The 22,339-nt window shown below is 67.5% G+C and carries 21 protein-coding genes and 1 other RNA gene; 11 read left to right on the forward strand and 11 right to left on the reverse strand.

Annotated elements, in window-relative coordinates:
• Window positions 1-13 precede the first annotated feature (13 nt).
• Window positions 14-1,018, reverse strand: coding sequence for an RluA family pseudouridine synthase (locus L2D01_01175; protein WBQ10397.1), 1,005 nt, complete (start codon window positions 1,016-1,018; stop codon window positions 14-16).
• A 176-nt stretch (window positions 1,019-1,194) separates the two neighbouring features.
• Here L2D01_01175 and L2D01_01180 point away from each other — a divergent pair, with 176 nt between their 5' ends.
• From L2D01_01180 to sppA, 3 genes are all read left to right on the forward strand, one after another.
• Entirely contained in the window at window positions 1,195-3,543 is a 2,349-nt protein-coding gene (locus tag L2D01_01180) for a TonB-dependent receptor (protein WBQ10398.1), read from the forward strand.
• 139 nt (window positions 3,544-3,682) lie between these two features.
• A complete protein-coding gene (locus L2D01_01185) occupies window positions 3,683-5,410 on the forward strand; it encodes an alkaline phosphatase D family protein (GenBank protein WBQ10399.1) in 1,728 nt (575 codons plus the stop codon).
• A gap of 117 nt (window positions 5,411-5,527) precedes the next feature.
• Window positions 5,528-7,405, forward strand: coding sequence for a signal peptide peptidase SppA (gene sppA, locus L2D01_01190; GenBank protein WBQ10400.1), 1,878 nt, complete (start codon window positions 5,528-5,530; stop codon window positions 7,403-7,405).
• 66 nt (window positions 7,406-7,471) lie between these two features.
• Here the strand turns inward: sppA and L2D01_01195 are convergent, their stop codons facing one another.
• Genes L2D01_01195 through L2D01_01205 form a run of 3 tightly spaced genes read right to left on the reverse strand, consistent with a single transcriptional unit; the run spans window position 7,472 to window position 9,879 of the window.
• On the reverse strand, window positions 7,472-8,317 hold the full coding sequence (locus L2D01_01195; protein ID WBQ10401.1) for a TIGR01459 family HAD-type hydrolase: 846 nt from the start codon (window positions 8,315-8,317) through the stop codon (window positions 7,472-7,474).
• Window positions 8,314-8,634 carry a hypothetical protein gene (locus L2D01_01200; protein WBQ10402.1) on the reverse strand — a complete coding sequence of 107 codons (321 nt, stop codon included), beginning with the start codon at window positions 8,632-8,634 and terminating at the stop codon, window positions 8,314-8,316. Before L2D01_01200 ends, L2D01_01195 begins: the two co-directional genes overlap by 4 nt.
• 42 nt (window positions 8,635-8,676) lie before the next feature.
• Complete coding sequence (locus L2D01_01205; protein WBQ10403.1) at window positions 8,677-9,879, reverse strand: EAL domain-containing protein; 1,203 nt, start codon at window positions 9,877-9,879, stop codon at window positions 8,677-8,679.
• Window positions 9,880-10,071: 192 nt separating this feature from the next.
• On the opposite strand from L2D01_01205, the gene L2D01_01210 reads away from it, so the two are divergent.
• A complete protein-coding gene (locus L2D01_01210; GenBank protein ID WBQ10404.1) occupies window positions 10,072-10,323 on the forward strand; it encodes a hypothetical protein in 252 nt (83 codons plus the stop codon).
• A gap of 9 nt (window positions 10,324-10,332) precedes the next feature.
• On the opposite strand, the gene L2D01_01215 is transcribed toward L2D01_01210, so the two are convergent.
• Window positions 10,333-10,767 (reverse strand): PaaI family thioesterase, encoded by a 435-nt coding sequence (locus tag L2D01_01215; GenBank protein ID WBQ10405.1) that lies wholly within the window; start codon window positions 10,765-10,767, stop codon window positions 10,333-10,335.
• On the reverse strand, window positions 10,764-11,222 hold the full coding sequence (locus L2D01_01220) for a ClpXP protease specificity-enhancing factor SspB (protein WBQ10406.1): 459 nt from the start codon (window positions 11,220-11,222) through the stop codon (window positions 10,764-10,766). Before L2D01_01220 ends, L2D01_01215 begins: the two co-directional genes overlap by 4 nt.
• Window positions 11,223-11,388: 166 nt before the next feature.
• On the opposite strand from L2D01_01220, the gene L2D01_01225 reads away from it, so the two are divergent.
• Window positions 11,389-12,768, forward strand: coding sequence for a cytochrome P450 (locus L2D01_01225; GenBank protein ID WBQ10407.1), 1,380 nt, complete (start codon window positions 11,389-11,391; stop codon window positions 12,766-12,768).
• Here L2D01_01225 and L2D01_01230 read toward each other — a convergent pair.
• Window positions 12,765-13,679, reverse strand: a complete 915-nt coding sequence (locus L2D01_01230; protein WBQ10408.1) for a hypothetical protein — start codon at window positions 13,677-13,679, stop codon at window positions 12,765-12,767. The two genes, L2D01_01225 and L2D01_01230, sit on opposite strands and share 4 nt — an antisense overlap.
• Window positions 13,680-13,764: 85 nt before the next feature.
• Window positions 13,765-14,119: a transfer-messenger RNA gene (ssrA, locus tag L2D01_01235) on the reverse strand.
• Between the two features lie 4 nt (window positions 14,120-14,123).
• Here ssrA and L2D01_01240 point away from each other — a divergent pair.
• From L2D01_01240 to pseI, 5 genes are read left to right on the forward strand one after another with little or no spacing between them, the layout of a single operon-like run.
• Window positions 14,124-14,813, forward strand: a complete 690-nt coding sequence (locus L2D01_01240; protein ID WBQ10409.1) for a DUF2459 domain-containing protein — start codon at window positions 14,124-14,126, stop codon at window positions 14,811-14,813.
• Window positions 14,814-14,873: 60 nt separating this feature from the next.
• Complete coding sequence (gene pseF / locus L2D01_01245) at window positions 14,874-15,569, forward strand: pseudaminic acid cytidylyltransferase (GenBank protein ID WBQ10410.1); 696 nt, start codon at window positions 14,874-14,876, stop codon at window positions 15,567-15,569.
• Window positions 15,566-16,576: a UDP-2,4-diacetamido-2,4,6-trideoxy-beta-L-altropyranose hydrolase gene (pseG, locus tag L2D01_01250; protein ID WBQ10411.1), complete on the forward strand. Its 1,011-nt coding sequence runs from the start codon at window positions 15,566-15,568 to the stop codon at window positions 16,574-16,576. The genes pseF and pseG overlap by 4 nt, the downstream gene beginning before the upstream one ends.
• Window positions 16,566-17,135, forward strand: coding sequence for a UDP-4-amino-4,6-dideoxy-N-acetyl-beta-L-altrosamine N-acetyltransferase (gene pseH, locus L2D01_01255; protein WBQ10412.1), 570 nt, complete (start codon window positions 16,566-16,568; stop codon window positions 17,133-17,135). The genes pseG and pseH overlap by 11 nt, the downstream gene beginning before the upstream one ends.
• Window positions 17,132-18,196 (forward strand): pseudaminic acid synthase, encoded by a 1,065-nt coding sequence (pseI, locus tag L2D01_01260; protein ID WBQ10413.1) that lies wholly within the window; start codon window positions 17,132-17,134, stop codon window positions 18,194-18,196. The genes pseH and pseI overlap by 4 nt, the downstream gene beginning before the upstream one ends.
• On the opposite strand, the gene L2D01_01265 is transcribed toward pseI, so the two are convergent.
• Window positions 18,145-18,810, reverse strand: a complete 666-nt coding sequence (locus L2D01_01265) for a TetR/AcrR family transcriptional regulator (protein WBQ10414.1) — start codon at window positions 18,808-18,810, stop codon at window positions 18,145-18,147. The two genes, pseI and L2D01_01265, sit on opposite strands and share 52 nt — an antisense overlap.
• A gap of 63 nt (window positions 18,811-18,873) precedes the next feature.
• On the opposite strand from L2D01_01265, the gene L2D01_01270 reads away from it, so the two are divergent.
• Window positions 18,874-19,800 (forward strand): alpha/beta hydrolase, encoded by a 927-nt coding sequence (locus tag L2D01_01270; protein WBQ10415.1) that lies wholly within the window; start codon window positions 18,874-18,876, stop codon window positions 19,798-19,800.
• Window positions 19,801-20,142: 342 nt separating this feature from the next.
• On the opposite strand, the gene ispG is transcribed toward L2D01_01270, so the two are convergent.
• Both ispG and L2D01_01280 read right to left on the reverse strand, forming a co-directional pair.
• Window positions 20,143-21,291, reverse strand: coding sequence for a flavodoxin-dependent (E)-4-hydroxy-3-methylbut-2-enyl-diphosphate synthase (gene ispG, locus L2D01_01275; protein ID WBQ10416.1), 1,149 nt, complete (start codon window positions 21,289-21,291; stop codon window positions 20,143-20,145).
• Window positions 21,292-21,387: 96 nt separating this feature from the next.
• Window positions 21,388-22,275, reverse strand: a complete 888-nt coding sequence (locus tag L2D01_01280; protein WBQ10417.1) for a DUF4115 domain-containing protein — start codon at window positions 22,273-22,275, stop codon at window positions 21,388-21,390.
• Window positions 22,276-22,339: the final 64 nt, after the last annotated feature.

A 22,339-nucleotide genomic window follows, 5' to 3' on the forward strand; every position in this document is an offset into this window, starting at 1 on the left:
GGCGTTCCTCGCCTCAAAGCGACTTCAAAAACCCTTCCAGCTGCGCCATGTCGGGCGGGAGCGGGGTTTCGAAACGGTGGGGTTCGCCGGTCACCGGGTGAATAAAGCCCAGCACCGCCGCATGCAGGGCCTGGCGCCCGAAGCCGCGGAACACCTTGCCGTCATCCAGCTTGGCCAGCACGCCGCCCCGGCCCTTGCCGTAGAGCGGATCGCCCAGCAGCGGGCAGGCAATATGGGCCATGTGCACGCGGATCTGGTGGGTGCGCCCCGTCTCCAGCCGGCATTCCACCCGCGCGGCCACCGGCGTGCCGACCGAGGCGCCGGGGACCTGACCATAGACGGTCAGCGTCTCGTAATTGGTGATCGCGTGCTTGCCGGCCTTGCTGTACTCGGGCAGCACGGCGATCTTCTTGCGGTCATGGTCCGACCGGCCCAGCCGGGTCTCGACGCGCCCGGCGCGGGGCTTGGGCGCGCCGCGGGTGAAGGCGATATAGGCGCGCTCCACATCGTGGGCGGCGAATTGTTCGGACAGGCCCTGATGGGCCTCGTCGCTCTTGGCGGCGACCATGACGCCGGATGTGTCCTTGTCCAGCCGGTGCACGATGCCCGGGCGCATCACCCCGCCAATGCCTGACAATGATCCCGCGCAATGGTGCAGGAGGGCGTGGACTAAAGTCCCGCTCCAGGCGCCCGCAGCCGGGTGCACCGTCATGCCGGCGGCCTTGTTGATCACGATGAGGTGCGCATCCTCATAAAGAATGTCGAGCTTTATCGCCTCGGGCTCCGGCTCGGCGCGCTCGGGCTCGGGCACGCTGAGCATGTAGGCGCCGTCACGCACCTTGGCCGACGCCTCGGTCAGAGGGGCGCCGTCCACCAGCAGCGCGCCCGCCTCGATGAGCGCCTTGCAGCGCGAGCGCGACAGGTCCGGGCACTGGTCCGCCAGCCATCGGTCCAGGCGTTCGCCGAGCGCTTCCGGCTCGGGCGTCAGGGTGCGGATGTCGGGGCGTGCGTCGCTCATGAGCCGCCTTGTACAAGGCGCAGAGCGTGGCGAACAGGCCACACCCCACACTTTGCTGCACCGCGTCAAATACCTGTCATCGCATTGTCGAGCCCCTGTCATGCGCCGCGCCTAGTGAGACTCGCAACGTGCGCCACTATTCCGTGGCGCTCAAAGCGAGTCCGAGGGGTATCTCCATGTCCATCAAATCCCGCCTGTCCGCCTGCGTTGCGCTCGCCGCGCTGGTTTATGCTGCGCCCGCGTTCGCCCAGAGCGATGCCGAAGCCGCGCCGCGCGCCGAGACCCGCGACGTCATCACCGTGACGACCCAGTTCCGCGCGCAGTCGCTGGCCGACGTGCCGGTGAACGTCACCGCATTTGACTCCGAGCTCATTGACCGGCTGGACATCCGCACGCTGGAAGACCTTGGCCTGTTCACCCCGGGCCTGGTGGTCCAGGAGCAGAGCCCGAACAATCCCGGCTACTCGCTGCGCGGCATCACCACTGACAGCGGCGCGGCCAACGCCGAAGCGCGCGTGGCCATGTTCCAGGACGGCCTGTCCATCACCCGCTCGCGCGGCTCCTATGTCGAGCTGTTCGATATCGAGCGCCTCGAAGTGGCCAAGGGCCCGCAGCCGACCCTGTTCGGACGCGGCGCGCTGATCGGCGGCATCAACATCATCCAGAACAAGGCGGCGCAGGAAAACACGGCGAGCGTGTTTGCGGGCTATGGCAATTTCGAGCAACGCGAACTTGGCGGCCACGTGAACCGCGATCTCGGCGCCGGCTACGCCTTCCGCCTGGCGGGCGTCCTGCGCACGCGCGACGGCTATATCGAGAACCGTGGCGATGGCGAGGACCTGCAGGGCCGTGACACGACCGCATTGCGCGCCGTGTTCAGCGGCGAGCCGACCGATAATTTCCGTTTCCACGTGATCGCCAACTGGCAGGAAGACAACGGGCCGGGCACCTCGTTCAAATCCGGCGTGCTGGCCGCGCCCGGCCTCGACACCTCGCCCTATACCGCCGCTGACCTGCGCCTGATCCCCGGCTTTGAAGGCAACCAGCCGCTGGGCCTGGATCGCACCGTGCGCGGCGTCACCGTCCTGACCGAGTGGGATCTCACCGACGCGTTCAGCCTGTCGACCATCACGGGCTATCGCGATTATGAATCGGTGGAAATTTTCGATCCGATCGGCGCAGGGCTCAATTTCGTGAACTTCGCCGAGGACGCCACGGGCCGTCAGACCAGCCATGAAATGCGCCTGACTTTTGACAATGGCGGGCCGCTGACGGCGTTCGGCGGCTTCACCTATTTCTACGAAGCCAACACCCAGCGGGTGCCGGGCATTTATAACGAAGCGACGGCGCAGGCCTTCTTCGTCTCCACCGGCGCGTTCGGCGATCCGGCGGCGGTGGCGGGCGCGCTGGGCGTGCCGGTGTCGGCGATCACCGATCTGCGCAATCCCTTCCCCTTCTCCATCGCCGCGCTGTCGAGCGGCATGGGCTTTGTGCCGCTGCGTCCGAACTACACCGAAGAATCGGCCAATGCCGGCAGCACCGAGGCGATGGACGTGTTCGCCGATGCGTCCTACGCGCTCACCGACCGGCTGACCCTGACGGCGGGCCTGCGCTACACCGACGAGGACAAGGTCGCCTCGGGTTATGGCGGGACCAGCATGGGTCCGAACCGCGTGACCTTCGGCCCGACGCTCATCCTGCCCGCCACGCCGAACGGCGCTGCGGTGCGTGAGACCGCGAGCTTCGACGCCTGGACCTGGCGTATTGTGGCGGCCTATGAGCTCACGGACCGCATCAACACTTGGGCGAGCTTTGCGCGCGGCCGGCGCCCCGACGTCATCGCGCTCGACACCGGATCGCCGACCTTCTTCTCCATCGCGCCGGCGGAGATTGTCGACTCGGTTGAAGCGGGCGCTTTCGTCAGCCTTGACCGCGGCACGCTGTCGGGCTCGATTTTCCGTTCGCAGTACGAGGACTTCCAGTCCTCGGTGTTCGACCCGACCTCGGGCACGTTCGCCCCGACCAATGCTGGCAACGCCACCCAGTACGGGCTGGAGCTGCAGGGCGATTTCAGCCTGAACGACCGCGCTGATCTGTTCTTCACCTACGCCTATAACCTGGCCAAGTTTGACGACACGGCGAACGGCCAGCCCCAGGCGCTCGCCGGCAACCGTTTCCGCTACTCGCCCGAGCACGCTCTTGCGCTGGGCGCGCGCGTGGTGGTGGCTGAAGGCTCGTGGGGCGAGGTTAGCGTCCTGCCGAGCTATACATGGCAGTCGCACTTCTTCACCGACAACAATAATGACGAATTCGTCGGCGTGCGTCAGGACGCATACGGCATTGTGCGCGCCCGCCTGCGCTACGAGACCGCTGACCGCAACCGGTTCGCCGAAGTGTTCGGGTCCAACCTGACCGACGAGGAATACCTGATCGATTCGGGCAATACCGGCGGGGCGTTCGGTCTGCCGACCTTCATCGCCGGCGCGCCGCGCACCTTCGGCGTGCGCATCGGGGCGTATTTCTAGGCGAACGGCTCAAGGGGGGGCGGACGGCCGGCGCGGGTGAGGGGCCCGCCGCCGGCCGTTTGCGTTTCAGGGCCTTAAAGCTTGCTTTTGCGCGCGGTCCTGCAAATCTGGCGGCGCGAAATCCGGGGAGGGATGTGACATGGCCGACACCAAGTTCAGACTGACGCGCCGCAGCGCGCTTCTGGGGGCCGCGGGCCTGGGCGTGGCGGTCAGCGCCTGTGGCGAAGACCTGCCGCAGTTTGATCCGCTGCCCCGCCGCGAAGGCGTATTCAAGCATGGCGTCGCCTCCGGCGATCCCAAATCGGACAGCGTGGTGCTGTGGACCGCCATCACCACCGATGACGGCGCGGCGCCGGGGCCGGTCATGGCCGAGATGGCGCTGGACGCGGACTTTTCGCAGATTGTCTGGAGCGGCGAAGCGGCGCCGCGCGAGGGCGCGCTCGCCGCGCATGGCGCCACACCGGTCAAGATCATCGCCGGGGGCCTGGAGCCGGGCCGATGGCATCACTACCGCTTCCGTTATGGCGGGCAGACCTCCCCAGTCGGGCGCACGCGCACCCTGCCAGTAGGGAGGGTCGATGAATACCGCATCGCCGCCTTCTCCTGCTCCAACTATCCGCGCGGTTTCTTCAACGCCTACCGACACGCGGCGGAGAACGCGCAGGCGGATCTGATGATCCATCTGGGTGACTATCTGTATGAGTACGGCATGGGCGGATACGGCACCGAAGACGCCGAGCGCCTGGCGCGCGTGGTCGATCCGGTCACCGAGATTGTTTCCGAAGACGACTATGCCCGGCGCCACTCGCAATACAGCCTGGACCCCGACCTGCAGGCCGCCAAGGCGGCTGCGGCCTGGCTGCCCATCTGGGATGACCATGAGACCGCCAATGACAGCTGGGCGGGCGGGGCGCAGAACCACGACCCCGAGACCGAGGGCGACTGGCGCGCGCGCCGCGATGCGGCGATCCGCGCCTATCATGACTGGCTGCCCGTGCGCGAAGGCGAGACCCTGATCAATCGCTACGGCAAGGCCGAGATCGGTGATCTGGCCACCTTGCTGTTCGTCGAGACGCGCCTCACCGCGCGCTCGTCAGAGCTCGATTTTTCAAGCTTCCCGATCCCTGTCGAGGCGGATCCGGATGATCCGGCCAGCCAGGCGGCCGTGCGCAACTGGCGCGATAATGTCATCGGCAACCCTGAGCGCCGGCTGATCGGCGATGAACAGGGCGATTTCATCGCGCAGACGCTGGCGGCGTCTGTCACCGAGGGCAAGCCCTGGCGCGTCATCGCCAACCAGGTGCTCATGGGCCGTCTTGAGGCGCCGAACTTCATGACGGAGACGCCATTCTGGCTGCGCCTGGGCATGCGCCTGACCTCGCGCTTCCAGTGGGAGTTCGCCCAGCGCACGGCCCATGGCGTGCCGATGAATCTCGACAGCTGGGACGGCTTCCCGGTGGACCGCGAGCGCTTCTATGACCGTGTGCGCGCCGCCGGGGCCGACATGATCGTGCTCACCGGCGACACCCATAATATGTGGACCAATGATCTGTTTGACGCTTCGGGAGAGCGGCGCGGGACCGAGTTCGGCGTCACGTCGGTGACCAGCCCCTCGCCCTATGAGGCGGTGAATGCGCCGGATGTGGATTTCGGGCGCATGATGGAGGACCGCAATGCGGAAATCCTGCTCAACAATGTGCGCGACAAGGGCTATCTGCGCCTGACCCTGCGCCGCGGCGAAGCGGTGGCCGAGCATGTGCGCGTGTCCACCATATTGAGCCGGGACTTCACCGGCGAGGTGGCGAGCGCGTGGCGGGTCAGCCCGTCTCTGGGCGGCGCCGTGCCGCCGGTGGAGCGGATCAGCTAGACCCGCGACCACCGCCCGGACACGCTTTGCCTGTCCGATAATTAACGCCTGCAGCGCTGGACAGGCAGGCGAACAGCGTTCACGGTTCACGCTTATTGATCGCTGGGAGCGGGTGACATGTCTGAACACGCCAATGAGAATATCTTCGCCAGGATCTGGCGCTGGATCGGCTTGATCCAGCACGGAATCCTGCGCGTCTTCGGTCTGATACTGATCCTGATCGTCCTGCTGTCCCTGATCGGGGGCCTGTTCGGCGGGGATGACGAGTTCGAGATGGCCGAGGGCGGCCTGCTGAACTTCTCGCCCACCGGGGCGATTGTTGAGGAAACGAGCCAGGTCTCTCCCGGCGACGCGTTCACGGCGGCGCTTCTTGGAGGCGGGACCCCCAACCAAATCCTCCTGCGCGACGTGATCGAAGGCCTGCGCCTGGCGGCGGAAGATGACGATGTCACGGCGCTGCTGGTGAACTTCGACGGTCTGGTCGGCGCCACGCCTGCGGCGATGCACGCCATCGCGGCGGAGATGACAGCGTTCCGCGAGGCGGGCAAGGAGATCATCGCGTATGGCGACAACTACTCCATGGGCGGCTACATGCTCGCCTCCCATGCCAGCGAAGTGCACATGCACGAGATGGGCGGCGCCGTGGTCAATGGCTATGCCATCTACCGCACCTTCTTCCGCTCGCTGCTGGACCGGCTGGATGTCACCGTGAACGTCTACCGCGTGGGCACGTTCAAGTCGGCGCTGGAGCCTTTCCTGGGCGACAGCATGTCGCCGGAGGCCGCCGAGGCCACCCGCTACGTGTTTGGTGATATCTGGAACGCCTATCAGGCCCGTGTGGAAGCGGCGCGCAGCCTCGATGCGGGCGCGCTGCAGACCTATGCCGACACCTTTCCGGACCTTCTGACGCGCGTGAATGGCGACACCGCGCGCGTGGCGCAGGAGGCCGGTCTGGTCGACAGTCTGACCGGACGCGGCGCCTGGCGCGACATGATGGAAGAGCGTTTCGGCCGTGATGAAGACGAGGACCGCATCCGGTCCAGCAATTTCCTTGAATATGTCGAAGCGCGCCGTCCCGAAGCCGCGACCCGCGGCGATGTCATCGCCGTGATCAATGCGGTGGGGACGATTCTGGACGGTGACGGCGATGGCGGCGTGATCGGCGGCGACCGCCACGCCAACCTCATCCGCCGGGCCCGTCTCGACGATGACGTCAAGGCCATCGTCCTGCGCATCGATTCAGGCGGCGGCTCGGCCTTCGCCTCGGAACTGATCCGCGAAGAGCTGCTGCTCGCGCGCGAGCAGGGCAAGATCGTGATCGCCTCCATGGGCGGCGTGGCGGCCTCGGGCGGGTACTGGATCGCGGCGCCCGCGCACGAGATTTGGGCCGAGCCCACGACCATCACCGGTTCCATCGGCATTTTCGGCTTCATTCCGACGCTTGAGAACACGCTGGCCGAAATCGGCGTGTACGAAGACGGGGTGTCGCTGACCGAGTCCGCGCGCTTCCCGTCCGTCACCGGCGGGGTCACCGATGTGTGGAGCGATATCCTCCAGCAGAGCATTGAAGCGGGTTATGAGCAGTTCCTGACCATTGTCGCCGAAGGCCGCAACATGACCCGCGACCAGGTGGACGCCGTGGCTCAGGGCCGCATCTGGACGGGCGCCCAGGCGCTCGACCGCGGGCTGGTGGACCATCTAGGCGGCTATGACCAGGCCATCGCCGCCGCCGCCGCGCGCGCCGGGCTGGAAGAGGGCGATTACCGCGTCACAGAATTCGTGGACGAGGAAGACCCGTTCGAAGAATTCCTGAAAATGATCGGCCTGTCCTTTGTGGCGACCGCGTTCGAGGGGCCGGGCCTGCTGCCGGGCGGCCTGTTCGGTCAGGCGGCTGCGGAGGCCGGCGCCGAGCTGCAGCGCATCAACATGATGACCGACCGCCGCGGCGTCTACGCCAGCTGCCTGGAATGCGAGGCGTTCCGCCGCGTGCAGTAAGCGGCTGAATTATCGACCGTAGAGGGAGCCCGGATGCGCCAGCGTCCGGGCTTTTTCTTGGCGCGCCTACCAGATCAGCGCCGGGGCTGCATAGCGCGCTGACAACCCGTCTTCGGCCAACATGTCCGCAGCGGCGCGCGCATCAAACGCGCCGGACAGGCGCTCGCCTGTAATGCCGCCGGTGATGAAGAGCGCGTCGATCCCCTCGCCCTGGGCGCCGGCGATATCGGTCTTCGGGCCATCGCCGATGGCGAGCATGCGGCTGCGGTCCGCCTCCACGCCCAGCGCCTCGAGCCGCCGGTAGGCCAGTTCATAAATGGGAGGGTGCGGCTTGCCGGCCATCACCACTGCTCCCCCGAGCGTCTCGTACAGCGCTGCCAGAGCCCCGGCGCAATAGCGCAGCGCCCCGCCCACCTGCACGACGATGTCGGGATTGGCGCACACCAGGGTGAGGCGGCGCAGCGCCGCCTCGGAGAGGAGATCGCGGTACTGATCGGGCGTCTCGGTCTCGAAATCGATGAGGCCCGTACAGGAAATGAAGGCGGCGTCTCTCAGCGGCGCGAAGGTGAGCCCCGTGCCCTCATAGAGCCCGTCGTCATAGTCCGGCCCCAGCTTATAGGCCGGGCCCGGCGCGCGCCGGGACAGCTCTTCAAAGATCGCATCGCCCGAGGTGACGGCCCCGTCCCAGCTGTCGCCGTGCGCGCCCAGCTGGGCCAGATGGCTGAGCAGCCAGTCCTGGCGCTGTGGCGAGTTGGACAGGAGGATCACGGTCCCGCCAGCGGCGCGGAACTGCTTCAGGGCGTCGAGCGCCTGCGCAATGAGGGCGCGTCCGTCGCGGATCACGCCCCAGACATCGCACAGGATCACGTCATAATCGCGCGTCAGCGCCGACAGGCGGGCCGGGCCGCTCACGGGGCGGGCGGGCGGTATTCCAGCCCGAGCCAGCTCACCACGCCGAACGCAATCACGCAGAGGAACGCGGCCAGCCTCAATGCGCGATCCGGCCAGCCGGGGACGACAGAGAAGGGCGCCTGTCCTCCGACCTCGCGCACCAGATACCCGGCCACCATCAGGGCGATGATCCCGGCCACGAGACTGCCTGCAAAGATCAGGCGTTCGGGTCCATGGGCGGCCTGAAAGCCGGCGATGGCGCACACGCCCAGCGCCGCATGGGCGTAGGTGAGCCTGCGCACGAGGGCGGGGCTGGCGGAGGGAGGACGCGCTGACATGAGGGCGAATATGGCGCCTGCAGGCGCTGCGGGCCAGCAGGCTCAGCCAGCCCGGCGCACATCCTGGTCAGTCTGGCTCAGCACGTCGTCGCGCACCGGTCGCGGGGCGCCGAACAGATGGCCCTGCGCGTAGGCGATATCGAGGTCGAGCACTTCCACCACTGTGGCTTCTGTCTCGATCTTTTCGGCCACCAGATCCACGCCATAGCGGGCGAACAGGCCAGCGATGTCTTCGGGCGGCAGGGCGCCCGGCTCGCGTCCGGCGACCGGCTCGCCGCCATGCAGCGCGGCCACCAGGCGTTCGCCGGGGATTTTCACAAAGCGCACGCCGGCGCGCTGCAGCTCGTTGAGATCGATATTGAGATCACTGACCTGATCGAGCGAGAAGCGGAAGCCGTAATCGGCCAGACGGGCCATGTTGCGCGCCGCAATGGCCGAGCGGCTTTCAAAGGCGGCGCGGGGCATCTCGAAGATCAGCGCCCCGGCCAGATCGCCGTTGCGGCGCAGGAAATCGAGAAAGCCGGGGAAGAAATCCTCATCGGCCAGCGAGCGGATCGACACATTGCAGAACACGCCCACGCGGCGGTCCGACTTGGTCAGGCGGCGCACAATCTGAACGCAGCGCAGCAGGAGGAGATTGTCCACCTCGGCGATCATGCCCGCGCCTTCAGCAGCGGCCAGGAACGCGCCTGGCGCCACCACCTCGCCGGTGCTGGTTCTCAGACGGGTGAAACCCTCATAAAAGCAGGTGCGCCGCTGGGGAAGGCCGACCACGGGCTGCATGTAGAGATCGACCCGGTTCGCATCGAGCGCCTCGCGCACCATAGCCACGGCATCAGCGTTGGCGTCTGCGGTTTCGGCAGTGGGCTGGATGCGGGCCGCATCCAGCCGCGCCAGGATCTGCGCGACCAGGGTCTCGTCACGCGGCGCGCCCGTTTCGGCAGGCGCTGAAGCCGACGGCGCGCCGCCCGCCAAAGCGTCGAGGCGCGCCTGCGCCTCGTTGAGCGTATCGATCATGCTGGCATTGGCGCGCTGCAGGGATTTCAGCTCCGCCTCGAAACGGGCGCGCTCCTCGGCGCGGGCGGCCGCGGCGTGCACCTGACCGGCGATGAGGAACACCACCGCGCCCATCAGCCACGCCAGTTGCGCGCTCATCAGCTCGAAGCGCTGGAACGCAAGCGCGGCCACCACCGCCACCATGGCGTAGGTGAGCACGACCAGAATATCGCTGACGCGAGCCTTCATTGCCGGGCGTCTTCCTCCGTTGCGCCGCCGCTGCGCGAATCAGCGCACGCACCAAGTACCAGACTAGGCTGCGTTAAACATCGTTGTCACATCGTTAAACCCGGCGCACTCCGGCGGGCCGGTCACCAGCGGGTAACCTTGAGCCAAGGCCGGAGGATGCATGACTGCGCCGGGCCCGTCATGGTCATGGTCATGACACCTGTCCTCGCCACCGGCCTTCAGGCCTTCAATCAGGCCACCGCGCGCATGAGCGCGGCGGCGGACCGCACTGTGCGGTCCGGCCTGACCCCCACCGACGGCAAGCCGCGCCAGAATGGCTGGAGCGATGATATTGTCTCGGCGCGCGTCGACATGATCCGGGCCCACCATCAGGCGGCGGCGGCAGCCTCCACCATCAGGGCGGCCAGCGACATGGTGGGGACAATCCTCGACGTCACGGTCTGACAGCTGAGATCAGAGCGGGCGGATCGCTGCGGTCGCGGTCGCCGTGGCGCACAGCACACCGTCCTCATTCCACAGCCGGCCTTCCAGAAACGCCACCGACGAGCCCATACGCGCCACCTGCCCCAGGGCGCGGGCGCGCGGCGTGGTGAGCGGGCGCAGGAAACTGGTCTTCATCTCCAGCGTCGGCACGGCGGCTTTCAGGTCGGCGCCCATGAAGGCGGCGGCGCTCATGGCCTCGTCGAGAAAGCCGGTGACGATGCCGCCCTGGACCGAACCGTTGGGATTGAGAAATTCGGGACGGGCGGAGAACCAGGCCTCCACTGTGCCCGCATCAGGATCGAGCCCGATCAGTTCAAAGCCGAAATGCTTCGAAACGGCGGGGATGTGGGCGGGGTCGGAGAACAGCGCGATGAAGCGCGCGGCCCGGTCAGGCGCGGCGCTCACTCTTTTTTCCGGAAAGTGTCCAGGCTGACCACCGTGCTTTCACCGCCCGGCGGCGCCGTGTCGCTGGCCGCGCGGGCAATCTCGCCCGGTCCCGGCGCCACATAGTCGAAATGCAGGCGGAAGCCGACGCTGGGATCATGGAAGCGGGTCACCGCCCGCCAGGGCACGCGCATGTATTTGGGCACGCCGGAAAAACGTAGCGTCACTTCCCAGCCTTCGTCATCGCTGGACAGGTCCCAGAACTGGTGCTCCAGCACCACGGTCATTTCTTCGGGATAGGCTTTGACCAGGCTTTCATCGATATCGCAGGCCGGATCATCGGTGCGGAAGGTGATGTAGAAATGATGCGCGCCCGGCAGGCCGCCGGGTCCGGCAGCGCGCTCGAGCGCCTTGCGCACGACCCCGCGCAGCGCATCCTGCGCCAGCTGGTCGTAATGCATCAGATCCTTGCTCACGCCCCTGCCGCCCTTCTCCAGCCCCGCTGGCCTCTCACCGGTCGAGCCTAGCTCAGTCCCCGCGCGCGTCAATTGCGCGCGGGCGCCTCAAAGCACCCGAGCCCGCCTTGGTTGCAGGGCGCAGCGCATGCTAGTCCGATTGTACGCTGGCCAGAGGGAGTTGCCGATGACGCCGTCCGCAAACTTGGCCCGCCCGCCTGAAGGCCTTTTCGAACCGGTACGCTCGCCGGGCCTGACCGCGCCGACCAGCCTGATGGAGACGGCCCGGCTGATGCGCCGCAACCCCATGGCGATCCTGCCTGAAGCCCTGTTCGAGACCACGCGCCTGACCGGCCCCTATCTGGGGCGCAAGGTGCATGAAGTGTCCGGCGCGGCGGAGATGAAATCGATCCTGCAGGACAATTTCCAAGCCTGGCGCAAATCGCCTCTCATCCTGCGCATGCTGACGCCAATTCTGGGTGATTCCATCCTCACCGCCCACGGTGAAAGCTGGCGGCGCCAGCGCATGACGCTGCAGCCGGCCTTCCTGAAGCGCCGGATCGACCGTTTCGTGCCCATTATGGCGAGCGCCGGCATGGACGCCGTGGAGACGCTGCTGGGCGCGGATGGGCCGGTGGATGTGCACGGCGTTATGAATGACACGACGTTTTCGGTGATCGAGCGTGCGCTGTTTTCCGACGTGGAGGGCTTTGATCGCGGTGAGGTGCGCGCCGCCATCGAGGTGCTGCTCGAGGAGATCGGGCGCATGCGCTATTCCGATCTGGTCCCGTCGCCCGAATGGGCGCCGCGCCTGATGGGCCTGGGCGCGCTCAAGGCCCGCAGCGTGTTTCGCGCCGCCGCGGATAGCCAGATCAAGCGCCGACGCGCGCTGGACGATCCGGGCGAGGATTTGCTGGGCCTGCTTTTGTCGGCCCGGGATGAGGAAACCGGCGCGGCGCTGTCCGACCGCGATATCCGCGACACGCTGATGACCTTCATCGCCGCCGGTCACGAGACCACCGCCATCGCCATGACCTGGGCGCTCTATCTGATTTCCCACGACGAGGCCTGTCAGGACGCCCTTCGCGCCGAGGCTGACGCCGTGTTCGGCGCCGGCGCGCCGGACGCAGAGGCCGTGCCCCGGCTCGTCCTGGCGCGTCAGGTGATCGAGGAATCCATGCGGCTGTTTCCGCCTGCGCCCATCCTGGGCCGCCGCGCTGTGGCCGATACCGAGATTTGCGGCCACCCGGTGCGCAAAGGCGATGTGGCGCTGCTCGCCTTCTACTGTCTGCACCGCCACAAGACGCTGTGGGAGCACCCGGACCATTTCGATCCCGATCGATGGAACCCGCAGCGCCGCCCGCGCGACCGGTATCAGTTCCTGGCCTTCGGGGGCGGTCCGCGCGCCTGTATCGGGGCGCAGTTCGCGCTTCAGGAAGCGGCCATCATCCTCTCCCTCATCGTCTCGCGCGCCCGCATCACCCCCGCCCACGGCGCGGTGGAGCCTGTGATGCAGGTCACGCTGCGCCCGAAAGGCGGCATGCGGCTGAAGATCAAGGCGCGCTAGCGCCGTGCGAGGCAGTAATTGCGCCCGCCATCCGGGGCCGGGGCTGACAAGCCGTCCGGCGCTCCGGGGAAGCACCAGCATGTTTCGCCGGCCGCACGGACCGTGCGGCATGGCGCATCCGCGCCGATGCGCGGCGCGACGTGCCAATTCACGGTGATGAGAGCTGTCACCAAGGCAGCGCCAATGAGGGATGCAATCAGGATTGTGCGCGATTGGCCGTACCGCCGGCGCGCCAGAGCCGCGCGCCGGGCGCGCTCCTCGGCCTCGGCGGCGGCCGCCGAACCCGGCTGATCGCTGTCAGCATCGTCAGAAGCCATCGCACCCGCGATGGCGCCGATAATACCCCCGATCACCGCGCCGACCGGACCGCCGACAACGGCGCCAACGGCAACGCCGCTGGCAATCCCGCCTGACACATTGTCGCTCTGCGCATCCGCGCGGGCGGCAGCTGCCTCGGCGGCCCGCCTGGCGGCCAGTTCGGCCTCGCTGCGGGTCACACGCGCTGCAACATCCTCGGCAAGATAAATGCCGCGATGCAACACATACCGCACCAAGCTGGGAAGGAGCAGAAGCGGGACTACGGCTATGTCGGCCAATTGCTCGGCGAACGGTATGGGCTGGGTCGCCAGCCATTCCCGGATGGGCCCGGTTATTGAGCGCCACAACGCCAAGGTGGCATCGACCTGGGTCAAAATCCACCGCGCCGCGCCAAGCAGCATCTCCGGAAGGCGAGAACCGAGTATGGTGGCGTAATGAAGGACGAAGGCCAGGTCCCGGATCGCGCCATATACCGAATAAGGCAGCGTCACCCAGGCAAAAACATAGGTCACATTCCAAAGCACACCGGCCGGACCAGCCGGCAGGCGCTGCACAAGGCGATGGAACACATCCCCCGGCGATAACAAGGCCATGACCTGAGCCCCCCCTTCAGGCACGGCATGGAGATTATGCGCACATGCTCGGGGCGGAAAGCAAAACATTCAAGACGGGAAATCAAGTGGGGGGCTTCTGTTGCCAGGCGCCCCCCGAACCCCGCCTGACCTTGCTAGAGATCAGGACTTAAGTGCGAGATACCCGCGCTGCTATGCAGCGAGAGCCACCTCTTCAGCATAGTTGTCATTGGCAACTACTTTGAGTGGGCTGGTAACGAAGCCCATTCGGGCGAAAGCTACGCCTTTAGCCATCCGTCGATGCTAGTCGGCCCCATGCGCCGCGCCAATGAGCGGGAGATTGGTGGAGCCGCCGGGATTCGCACCCGGGTCCGGTCTGGTTATTACACGCGCGTTTATCGCCATAGACCGCCGAAGCGGACACCCCCAATATAAGGGTTAGACGCCGCAGATGAAAGGCGCCTGATGATCAGACGCTTTGAGATCGTCCACATCGCCCGCCTCGCAGGGCTTCTGGCTCTTGTGATCCTGGCTGCCTGCGCCGGACAGCCGCGCACTGCAGCTCCGCCGCCTCAGCCCCGTGATTGCGCCCTCATCGGGGTCAGCTCCAATGGCTGGCATGCCGGGCTGTACCTGCCTGCCAGCGCCTTTGCGCCGGACAGCGCGCTGCGCACCGCCTTTCCCGAGGCGCGCTGGTTCGCCATTGGCTGGGGAGATGTGCGCGCCTATCCCCGCCCGCTGGGGCCGGGCAGCGCAATCAGCGCCATCGCCTGGCCGACGGGCTCTCTGGTTCATGCCGCCGGGCTGACGCGGGACCCGCGCGAGGCCTATCGGCAGGGCCATGTGGATGTGGCCGTGTCGCAAGCCGGCCTCGCCAGCCTTGTGGAGGCCATAGAAGCCGAGCTTCAGCGCGACGCCGATGGCGGCGCGATGGTCGCCGGCGCGCCGGGCCTTGACCCGCGCGGCAGCGCCTTTTTCAAGGCGCGCTCGTCGTATCATGTGTTCAATACCTGCAATGTCTGGCTGGCGCGCCATCTGCGCTTTGCCGGGATCGATACGGGCTGGCCGGGCGGTCATGTTTTCCCGGCTACGCTAGTGTCCAGGCTGGAATCGCGGGCCCCGGGCGCTTGTCCGCCGGAGGAGGCAGTGCGTTAACCCTTTGGTGGCCGGACTCACGGTGAGAAGGGGGATAGTGATCTGGACAGGTTGAGGCCCATGGCGTTGGCGGTCATCCCCGCTCGAGGCGGCAGCAAGCGCATTCCGCGCAAGAACGCCGCCGATTTCTGCGGCCGGCCGATGATCGCCTGGCCGATCCGGGCGGCGCTGGAGTCGGGCTGTTTCGAGCGCATCATTGTCTCCACAGACGACCCTGATGTCGCCGCACTGGCCCGTGAATGTGGCGCGCAGACCCCCTTTTTGCGCCCGGCAGCCCTGTCGGACGACCGCACCGGCGTCATCGATGTGATCCGCCATGCCATTGAAACGTTGGAGCTGGACGGCGCACATCACGAGCCGGTCTGCTGCCTGTTCGCCACCGCGCCCTTCCTGCAGGCGGGCGATCTGCAGGCTGCGTCGGAGCGGATGAACGAGGCGGATGTGGACTATGTCTTCTCCGCGGCGCGCTACGCGTTTCCGATCCAGCGCGCCTTCCGCATGGCGGACGGGGGTGGCTGCGAGATGTTTCATCCCGAATTGTTCAACACCCGCAGCCAGGATCTGGAAGAGGCCTATCACGACGCGGCCCAGTTCTATTTCGGCGCCCGCGCCGCCTGGCTGGAGGGGCGGCCCGTGTTTACGCCGCGCGCCCGCGCCGTGGTGCTGCCGCCCAGCCGGGTCTGGGATATTGACACGCCGCAGGACTGGGCGCGCGCCGAGCTGATGTTCCGCGCGCAGGGGCTGGACAAGTCATGAGCCGCGCCGCCTTCCGGTGCGATGCCGGCGCGGCGCTGGGCGGCGGACATCTGATGCGCTGCCTGACACTGGCGCAGGCGCTTGGCGCGCGCGGCTGGCGGATAGAGTTTCTGTGCCGGGAGCTGCCGGGCGCCGGGCTGGACCGGGTGACCGCAGCGGGTTTTGCCTTGCACCGCCTCGAAGACGACCGCCCGCAAACCGCGCGCGTCTGTCTGGAAGCCGACCCGCCCGGCTGGCTGATCTTGGACCATTACGGGCTGGACGCCGCGTTCGAGCGCGCCGTCTGCCCGCCGGGCTGGCGGGTGATGGTCATTGATGATCTGGCGGACCGCGTTCACGACTGCGCGCTGCTGCTGGACCAGACGCCGGGGCGGGCAGCGGGCGATTATGACGGCCGGATTCCGGACGGCGGCACGCGCCTGATCGGCCCTGACTACGCCCTGCTGCGCCCGGATTTCGCCGTTGGGCGGCCTGTCACGCCTGAGGCCGGGCCGCTGCGCCGGGTGCTGATCGCCATGGGGGCCGCCGATCCGGCGAACGCCACCGGCGCAGTGCTGGACGCCCTGGCGGCGCGCGGCGATCTCAAGGTCACCGTAGTGCTGGGGTCCGGCGCGCCGCATCTCGTCATGGTGGCGGGCCAGGTGGAGGCGCGGGGCGAGGCCGGGCGGCTGCTGGTCCAGCACGCCGACATGGCCGGGCTGATGGCCCGTCAGGATCTGGCCATCGGCGCAGGCGGCATGACGGGGCTGGAGCGCGCCGCCATCGGCCTTCCCGCCCTGATCGTGACGCTGGCCGACAATCAGTTGCTGGCTGCCAGCGCCCTGCATGCCTCGGGCGCAGCGCGCCTGATCGGCGATGTGCGCGCCCCGGGCTGGACGTCGGCGATCATCCCGGCGCTGGAGACGCTGGCGCCGCCGGATGTCCGCATCGCCATGGCGCAGGCCGGATTGGCCCTGGTGGACGGGCGCGGGGCAAGCCGCGTGGCGGGGGCGCTCGATGCGGCCTGAACCGGAGATCGCGATTGAGGGGATAGGCGCGCTCTTTCGCGTGGACAGCGCCGACCGTGAAACGGTGCGCGCCTGGCGCAACGCGCCGGACGTGCGCGCCGCCATGTATACCCGGCACGAGATCAGCGCGGACGAACATGAGTCGTGGTGGGACCGTCATGTGTCAGATCCGGCCCGTCATATGTTCATCGCGGCGATTGATGGGGTCATGCTCGGCGTGGTGAGTGTCTCCTGGCCTCCGGGGGCGAAACATGCGAGCTGGGCGTTCTATGCGGCGCCGGATGCCCCGCGCGGCGCCGGCCGGCGGATGGAGGCTCTGGCTTTGGAACTGGCTTTCGGAGCGATGGGGGTCGAGACCCTCGACTGCGAGGTCCGGGTGGAGAATGTCCGGGTGATCGCCCTGCACCAAATGTTCGGCTTCGCGCCCGCCGGCGAGATCACGCGCGAGACGCCCGAAGGGCCGGTGAAAGCGGTGCAGCTTGTCCTCACATCACAGAGCTGGGCGGCGCGGCGGGCGGGGGTGCTGGCGGAGCTGGGCCATAGCGGAGAGGCGTCATGAGCGCAGGCTTCACCATTGACGGGCGCGCGATCGGGCCGGGAGAACCGCCGTACTTGATTGCGGAGCTGTCGGGCAATCACAAGGGTGAGCTTGGCCGGGCGCTGGCGATGATCGACGCGGCGGCCGATTCCGGCGCCGATGCGGTCAAGCTGCAGACCTATACCGCCGACACCATCACGCTCAAAAGCGACGCGCCGGAATTTACGATTCGCGGCGGCCTGTGGGACGGGCGCACCCTGCATGATCTCTATCAGGAGGCGTCCACCCCCTGGGACTGGCATCCTGCCCTGTTCGAGCATGCGCGCCAGCGCGGGATCACCATCTTCTCTTCGCCGTTTGACTCGACCGCCGTGGACCTGCTCGAACGCCTCAACGCCCCGGCCTACAAGATCGCCTCGTTTGAAATCACCGACCTGCCGCTGATCCGATATGCGGCGAAAACCGGCAAGCCGGTGATCATCTCCACCGGCATGGCCAGCGAGAGCGAGATCGCCGAGGCGGTGGAGGCCGCCCGGTCAGCGGGCGCCGGCGGGATCGTGCTGCTGAGATGCGTCAGCGGCTATCCGGCGCCGGCCCATGATTACAATCTGGCGGCGCTGGCCGACATGACCGCCCGCTTCGGCGTCCCGGCGGGGCTGTCGGATCACACGCTGGACGACGTCACCACCATTGCAGCGACGGCGCTGGGCGCGGTGGTGATCGAGAAGCATTTCACCCTGGCGCGCGCCGATGGCGGGCCGGACGCGGCGTTCTCGCTTGAACCTCACGAGTTTGCGCGCCTCGCCCAATCCGTGCGCGATGCCCACGCCGCGCTGGGCCAGCCCGTCTATGGCGCCAAGGCGAGCGAGGCCGGCAATCTGCAGTTCCGCCGCTCGCTCTACTTCACCCGCGACCTGCCGGCGGGCCATGTGGTGAGCGAGGGGGATGTCAGGTCCGTCCGCCCGGGCCACGGCCTGGCCCCGAAACATCTTGATGCGGTCATGGGCCGACGCCTCGCGCGACCCGTGCGTCATGCCGAACCGGTGGCCTGGGACGCGCTGGAGGGCGGCGCCGCCAAGTAGGCGCGCAGCATCCGGCGCAGCTCATGCGTCAATCGTTCCGGCGAGGCCAGCGTCCCGTCATCTTCGACAAACCAGCGGTGGATGACGGCGTCGGCCGTGTCCGCCAGTAGCTGGGCCGCCACACGCGGATCGGACACGTGCGGCGCCAGCGCCTCCTCCAGAAAACTGATCGCGCCGCGCCGCAGCGCCTCGACCCGCGCGCGCACGGACGGCGAGAGCGGGACGTCTGACGACAGAGCGCGGTGAAGGCGCGGATCATCCTTGTGCAGGTCGACCAGGCCCTGCACCAGCGCATCGACAATCGCCCCGGCGCCGCCGGTCATGGCGGCTTCGCCCGCCGCTGCGGCCAGCAGCGCCTCGCCTTCAGCGATATGGGCGTTGGCGATCTCGTCGGCCAGCGCCTGCTTGTCGGGGAAGTACTCATAGAGCGAGCCGATGGACACGCCCGCCCGTGCGGCGACGGCGTTGGTGTTGAAACCGGCCCATCCCTGCTCGGCCAGAATCCGAGCCCCGGCCTCCATAATGGCGGCGACAGTCGCCCTTGAACGGCTCTGTTTGGGTTTGCGGACAAGGGTCTGGCGGGGTTTGGCGGTGGACAGGGCGCGCGCTCCCAACCCGAGTTTCAAAACCTGAGCAAATATTCAATAACCTTGGGAACTCAAGAATGGAAGCCCCCAATGGACGCCTACGAAAACTCGACGTCGTGGACGCAGTATCGCGACATTCTCAAGACCCGCTTCGGGATCGTGATCGCGCGCACGCCCGAGGAAACCTGGCGCACGGTGCGTGGCCATGAGGTTCACATCGATGTGTGGGCGCCCGAGGGGGCGGCCAAAGGCACGATGATCCTGGTCCATGGCGGGGGTGGGAATGGCCGCGTGCTCGCCCCCCTGGCGGACGCCGCCGCCAGCCTTGGCTGGCGGGTGCTGGCGCCCGACCTGCCAGGCTATGGCCTGACCCGGCCCGCGCCGGGCTATCGCGGCGATTATGATGAGTGGCCGGCCATCGTTGCGCAGCTGGCCGATGAGACCGACGGCCCGGTGGTGCTGATGGGCCTGTCGGCGGGCGGAATGACGGCGGTCTTCGCCGCCGAGGCGGCCCGGACGGTGGACGGGGTTATCGTGACCACGCTGCTCGATGCGGGCGATCCGGCCATGCTGATGCGCGCCGCGCGCTGGCGGTGGCTGGGCGCCCTGTCGCTGCTGGGCTTCGCGCTCATGCCGTGGCTGATCGACCGGCTCTGGCTGCCTCTGTGGCTGGCGACGCCGATGCGGGCCATGTCGAGCGACGTGCAGATGAATGACTATTTTGCGCGCGACCCCCTGCTCGGCCGTCTTTGGGTGCGGCTGGGCTTCTTCCGCACCCTGCACGCCCGCAAGGCAAAGCGCCTTTCGCCCGGCTGTCCGCTCTTGCTGGTGCATCCCGGCGCCGATGCTTGGACGCCCACTGAGTTGAGCCTGCGGGTGTTCGAGCGGATCGAGGGCCAGAAGACCTTCGTCGAGCTGAGCAACGGGTCGCACCTGCCGCTGGAGCGCCCGGCCTTTGACGAGCTTCAAGCCAGCATCAGCCGGTTTCTGGAGGGCGTGGCCGGTGGGGGCGGTTGAGGGTTGAGCGGGGCGATGCCCGTGGCCGGTTCCGGGGGTCAATTCTCCCCATCGTTCCAAGCTGGAAGATCACGCAAGGCGATCGCAGCCTGTCAAGGACGACCGAGCCTTCGCTCGGTCGCCGCGCGGCGGCGGCCCGCAGGGCCGTCCTTGACAGACTGCGACGCTTGCGAAAATGGCTCAGCAAGGAGCGACGGCGAGATGGGGTCGCAAATGAAGCAGTGAGCGCGAAATCCGGCCCCGGTCAGGTGGGAAGGCCGCGCATGACATGCATGGCTCTGTCATGGATATAGGCCAGCTCGTTGACCAGCCTCGCCCACACCGAAGGCGGATCCTGGCCGCTCACTCCGCCGCCGCTTCCGCCGCCTCGCGGCTGGCGCGGAGTTTTTCGGCCTGGTCCTCGACCGCGGCGACGATGCGCTCGATCATGTCTTCATTGGAGACTTTTTCGGTTTGCTGGCCGGCGAAATAAAGCATGCCGGCGCCCTTGCCGCCGCCGGTGAACCCCAGATCGGTGTAGGCCGCCTCGCCCGGGCCATTGACCACGCAGCCGATGATGGACAGCGAGATCGGCTCGGAAATGTGTTCCAGGCGCTCTTCCAGCGCCTCAACGGTCTTGATCACGTCAAAGCCCTGCCGCGCGCAGGACGGGCAGGAGATGATGTTCACCCCGCGCGTGCGCAGGCCCAGGGATTTGAGGATATCAAAGCCGACCTTGATCTCCTGCACCGGATCGGCGCTGAGCGAGACGCGGATCGTGTCGCCAATCCCGGCCCAGAGGAGATTGCCAAGCCCGATGGCGCTTTTGATGCCGCCGGTGCGTAGCCCGCCCGCTTCCGTCACGCCCAGATGCAGCGGCGCGTCGGTGGCTTCTGACAGCATCTGATAGGCCGCCACGGTCAGGAAGACGTCAGAGGCTTTCACCGAGATCTTGTAGTCGCGGAAATCGAGATCTTCGAGAATGCGCGCATGGTCCAGCGCGCTTTCCACCATGGCCTCGGGGCAGGGCTCGCCGTATTTTTCCAGCAGGTGGCGCTCCAGCGAGCCGGCATTCACCCCGATGCGGATGGAGCAGCCATTATTGCGCGCCGCCGACACCACATCGCGCACCCGGTCCATGGACCCGATATTGCCCGGATTGATGCGAAGGCAGGCCGCGCCCGCCTCCGCCGCCTCGATGCCGCGCTTGTAGTGAAAATGGATATCCGCCACCAGCGGCACGCGCGACTCGCGCGCAATGGTGCGGAAAGCGGCGGTGCTTTCCGGGTCGGGGCAGGACACGCGCACGATATCGGCGCCGGCCTCTTCCAGCTGGGCAATCTGGTTGAGCGTGGCGCGGGCGTCCGTAGTGGGCGTGTTGGTCATAGACTGCACGCTGATCGGCGCGCCGCCGCCCACAGGCACGGGGCCGACCATGATCCGCCGGCTCTCGCGCCGGTCAATCATGCGCCAGGGGCGCACTTTGGTGTGGGCTTCAACGGCCATGGCCATCCCGCTTCATGCTTGCACCCCGGATATAGCCCGCCCTGCGCCCGTGTGCGAGGGGGCGCCGCCGCATGTGTCCGCGCGGCGCCGCTCAAAGGGCGATCACCGCCCGCCGGCGGCGGTCATGGCGCTGAGCAGGAATTCCGACACCGGGGTGTTGTCCAGCGCCTCGCCGCGCTCGCCCAGGGCGCCGATCGGGCGTCCGGCGGCGCGCAACAGCACCAAGCCTGCATCACTGGCCGAAACCGTCAGCCCCGGCTCGTCGGGGGCGCGATAGATGTCGCCGGCTTCCATCTGGCGTGAGACCAGAATGCGGCCCGACGCGTCACGCACTTCCAGATGCACCAGGCCGCCCGCTTCCAGCACCACGGCGCCGGTGCTGCGCGGCCCGGGCAGGCCGGCCCAGATGTCCTCTGGCTGGCTGGCGGTCCGCGCGGCGGCGGCAGGCGTTGGGGTGGCTGTTTCGGCGCTCATCATGGCGAGGATGGGCTGACCCGCCGCGCTGGCGGTGTCGCGCTGGGACACGTAGTGCCCGTACCAGCCGGCCATGGCGACCACGGCGCAAAGCAGAGCCAGCGTGCCCAGCATGCCGCGCGGCAGCTTGATCTCGCGCTTTTCCTGTGGGGCGGTGGGCTGGGACCGCCCGGTGTCGCATTCCACCTCGGACTTGAACTGCTCCACGCATCCGGCTGCGTCGAGGCCGAGAAAATTCGCGTACGTGCGCAGATAGCCCACGGCGTAGGCGCGCGAGGGCAGGCCGCGCGGGTCCATGGATTCCAGCGCTTCGAGATAATCGCGTTTGATGCGGGTGCGGTCGGAGGCCGAATCCAGGGTCAGTTCGGCATCGATTCGCGCCGAGCGAAGGCGTTCGCCCAGCGTCGTGCCGGTATCGTCAACGCGCCTGCCGGGCTGAGAAAACACAGCATCCACAGGAATGTAGGCGCTATCCGGCACGGTGGTGTCGAGCTTGCCCATTGAGGCCTTGATCATGTCATGCGCCTAGGCGGCGCCCCCTCCCCGAGTGTGGCCCGGCGGCCTCACTGCAACACCATTC

The organism is Hyphomonadaceae bacterium ML37 (assembly GCA_027627685.1).
GTDB lineage: Bacteria > Pseudomonadota > Alphaproteobacteria > Caulobacterales > Maricaulaceae > Oceanicaulis.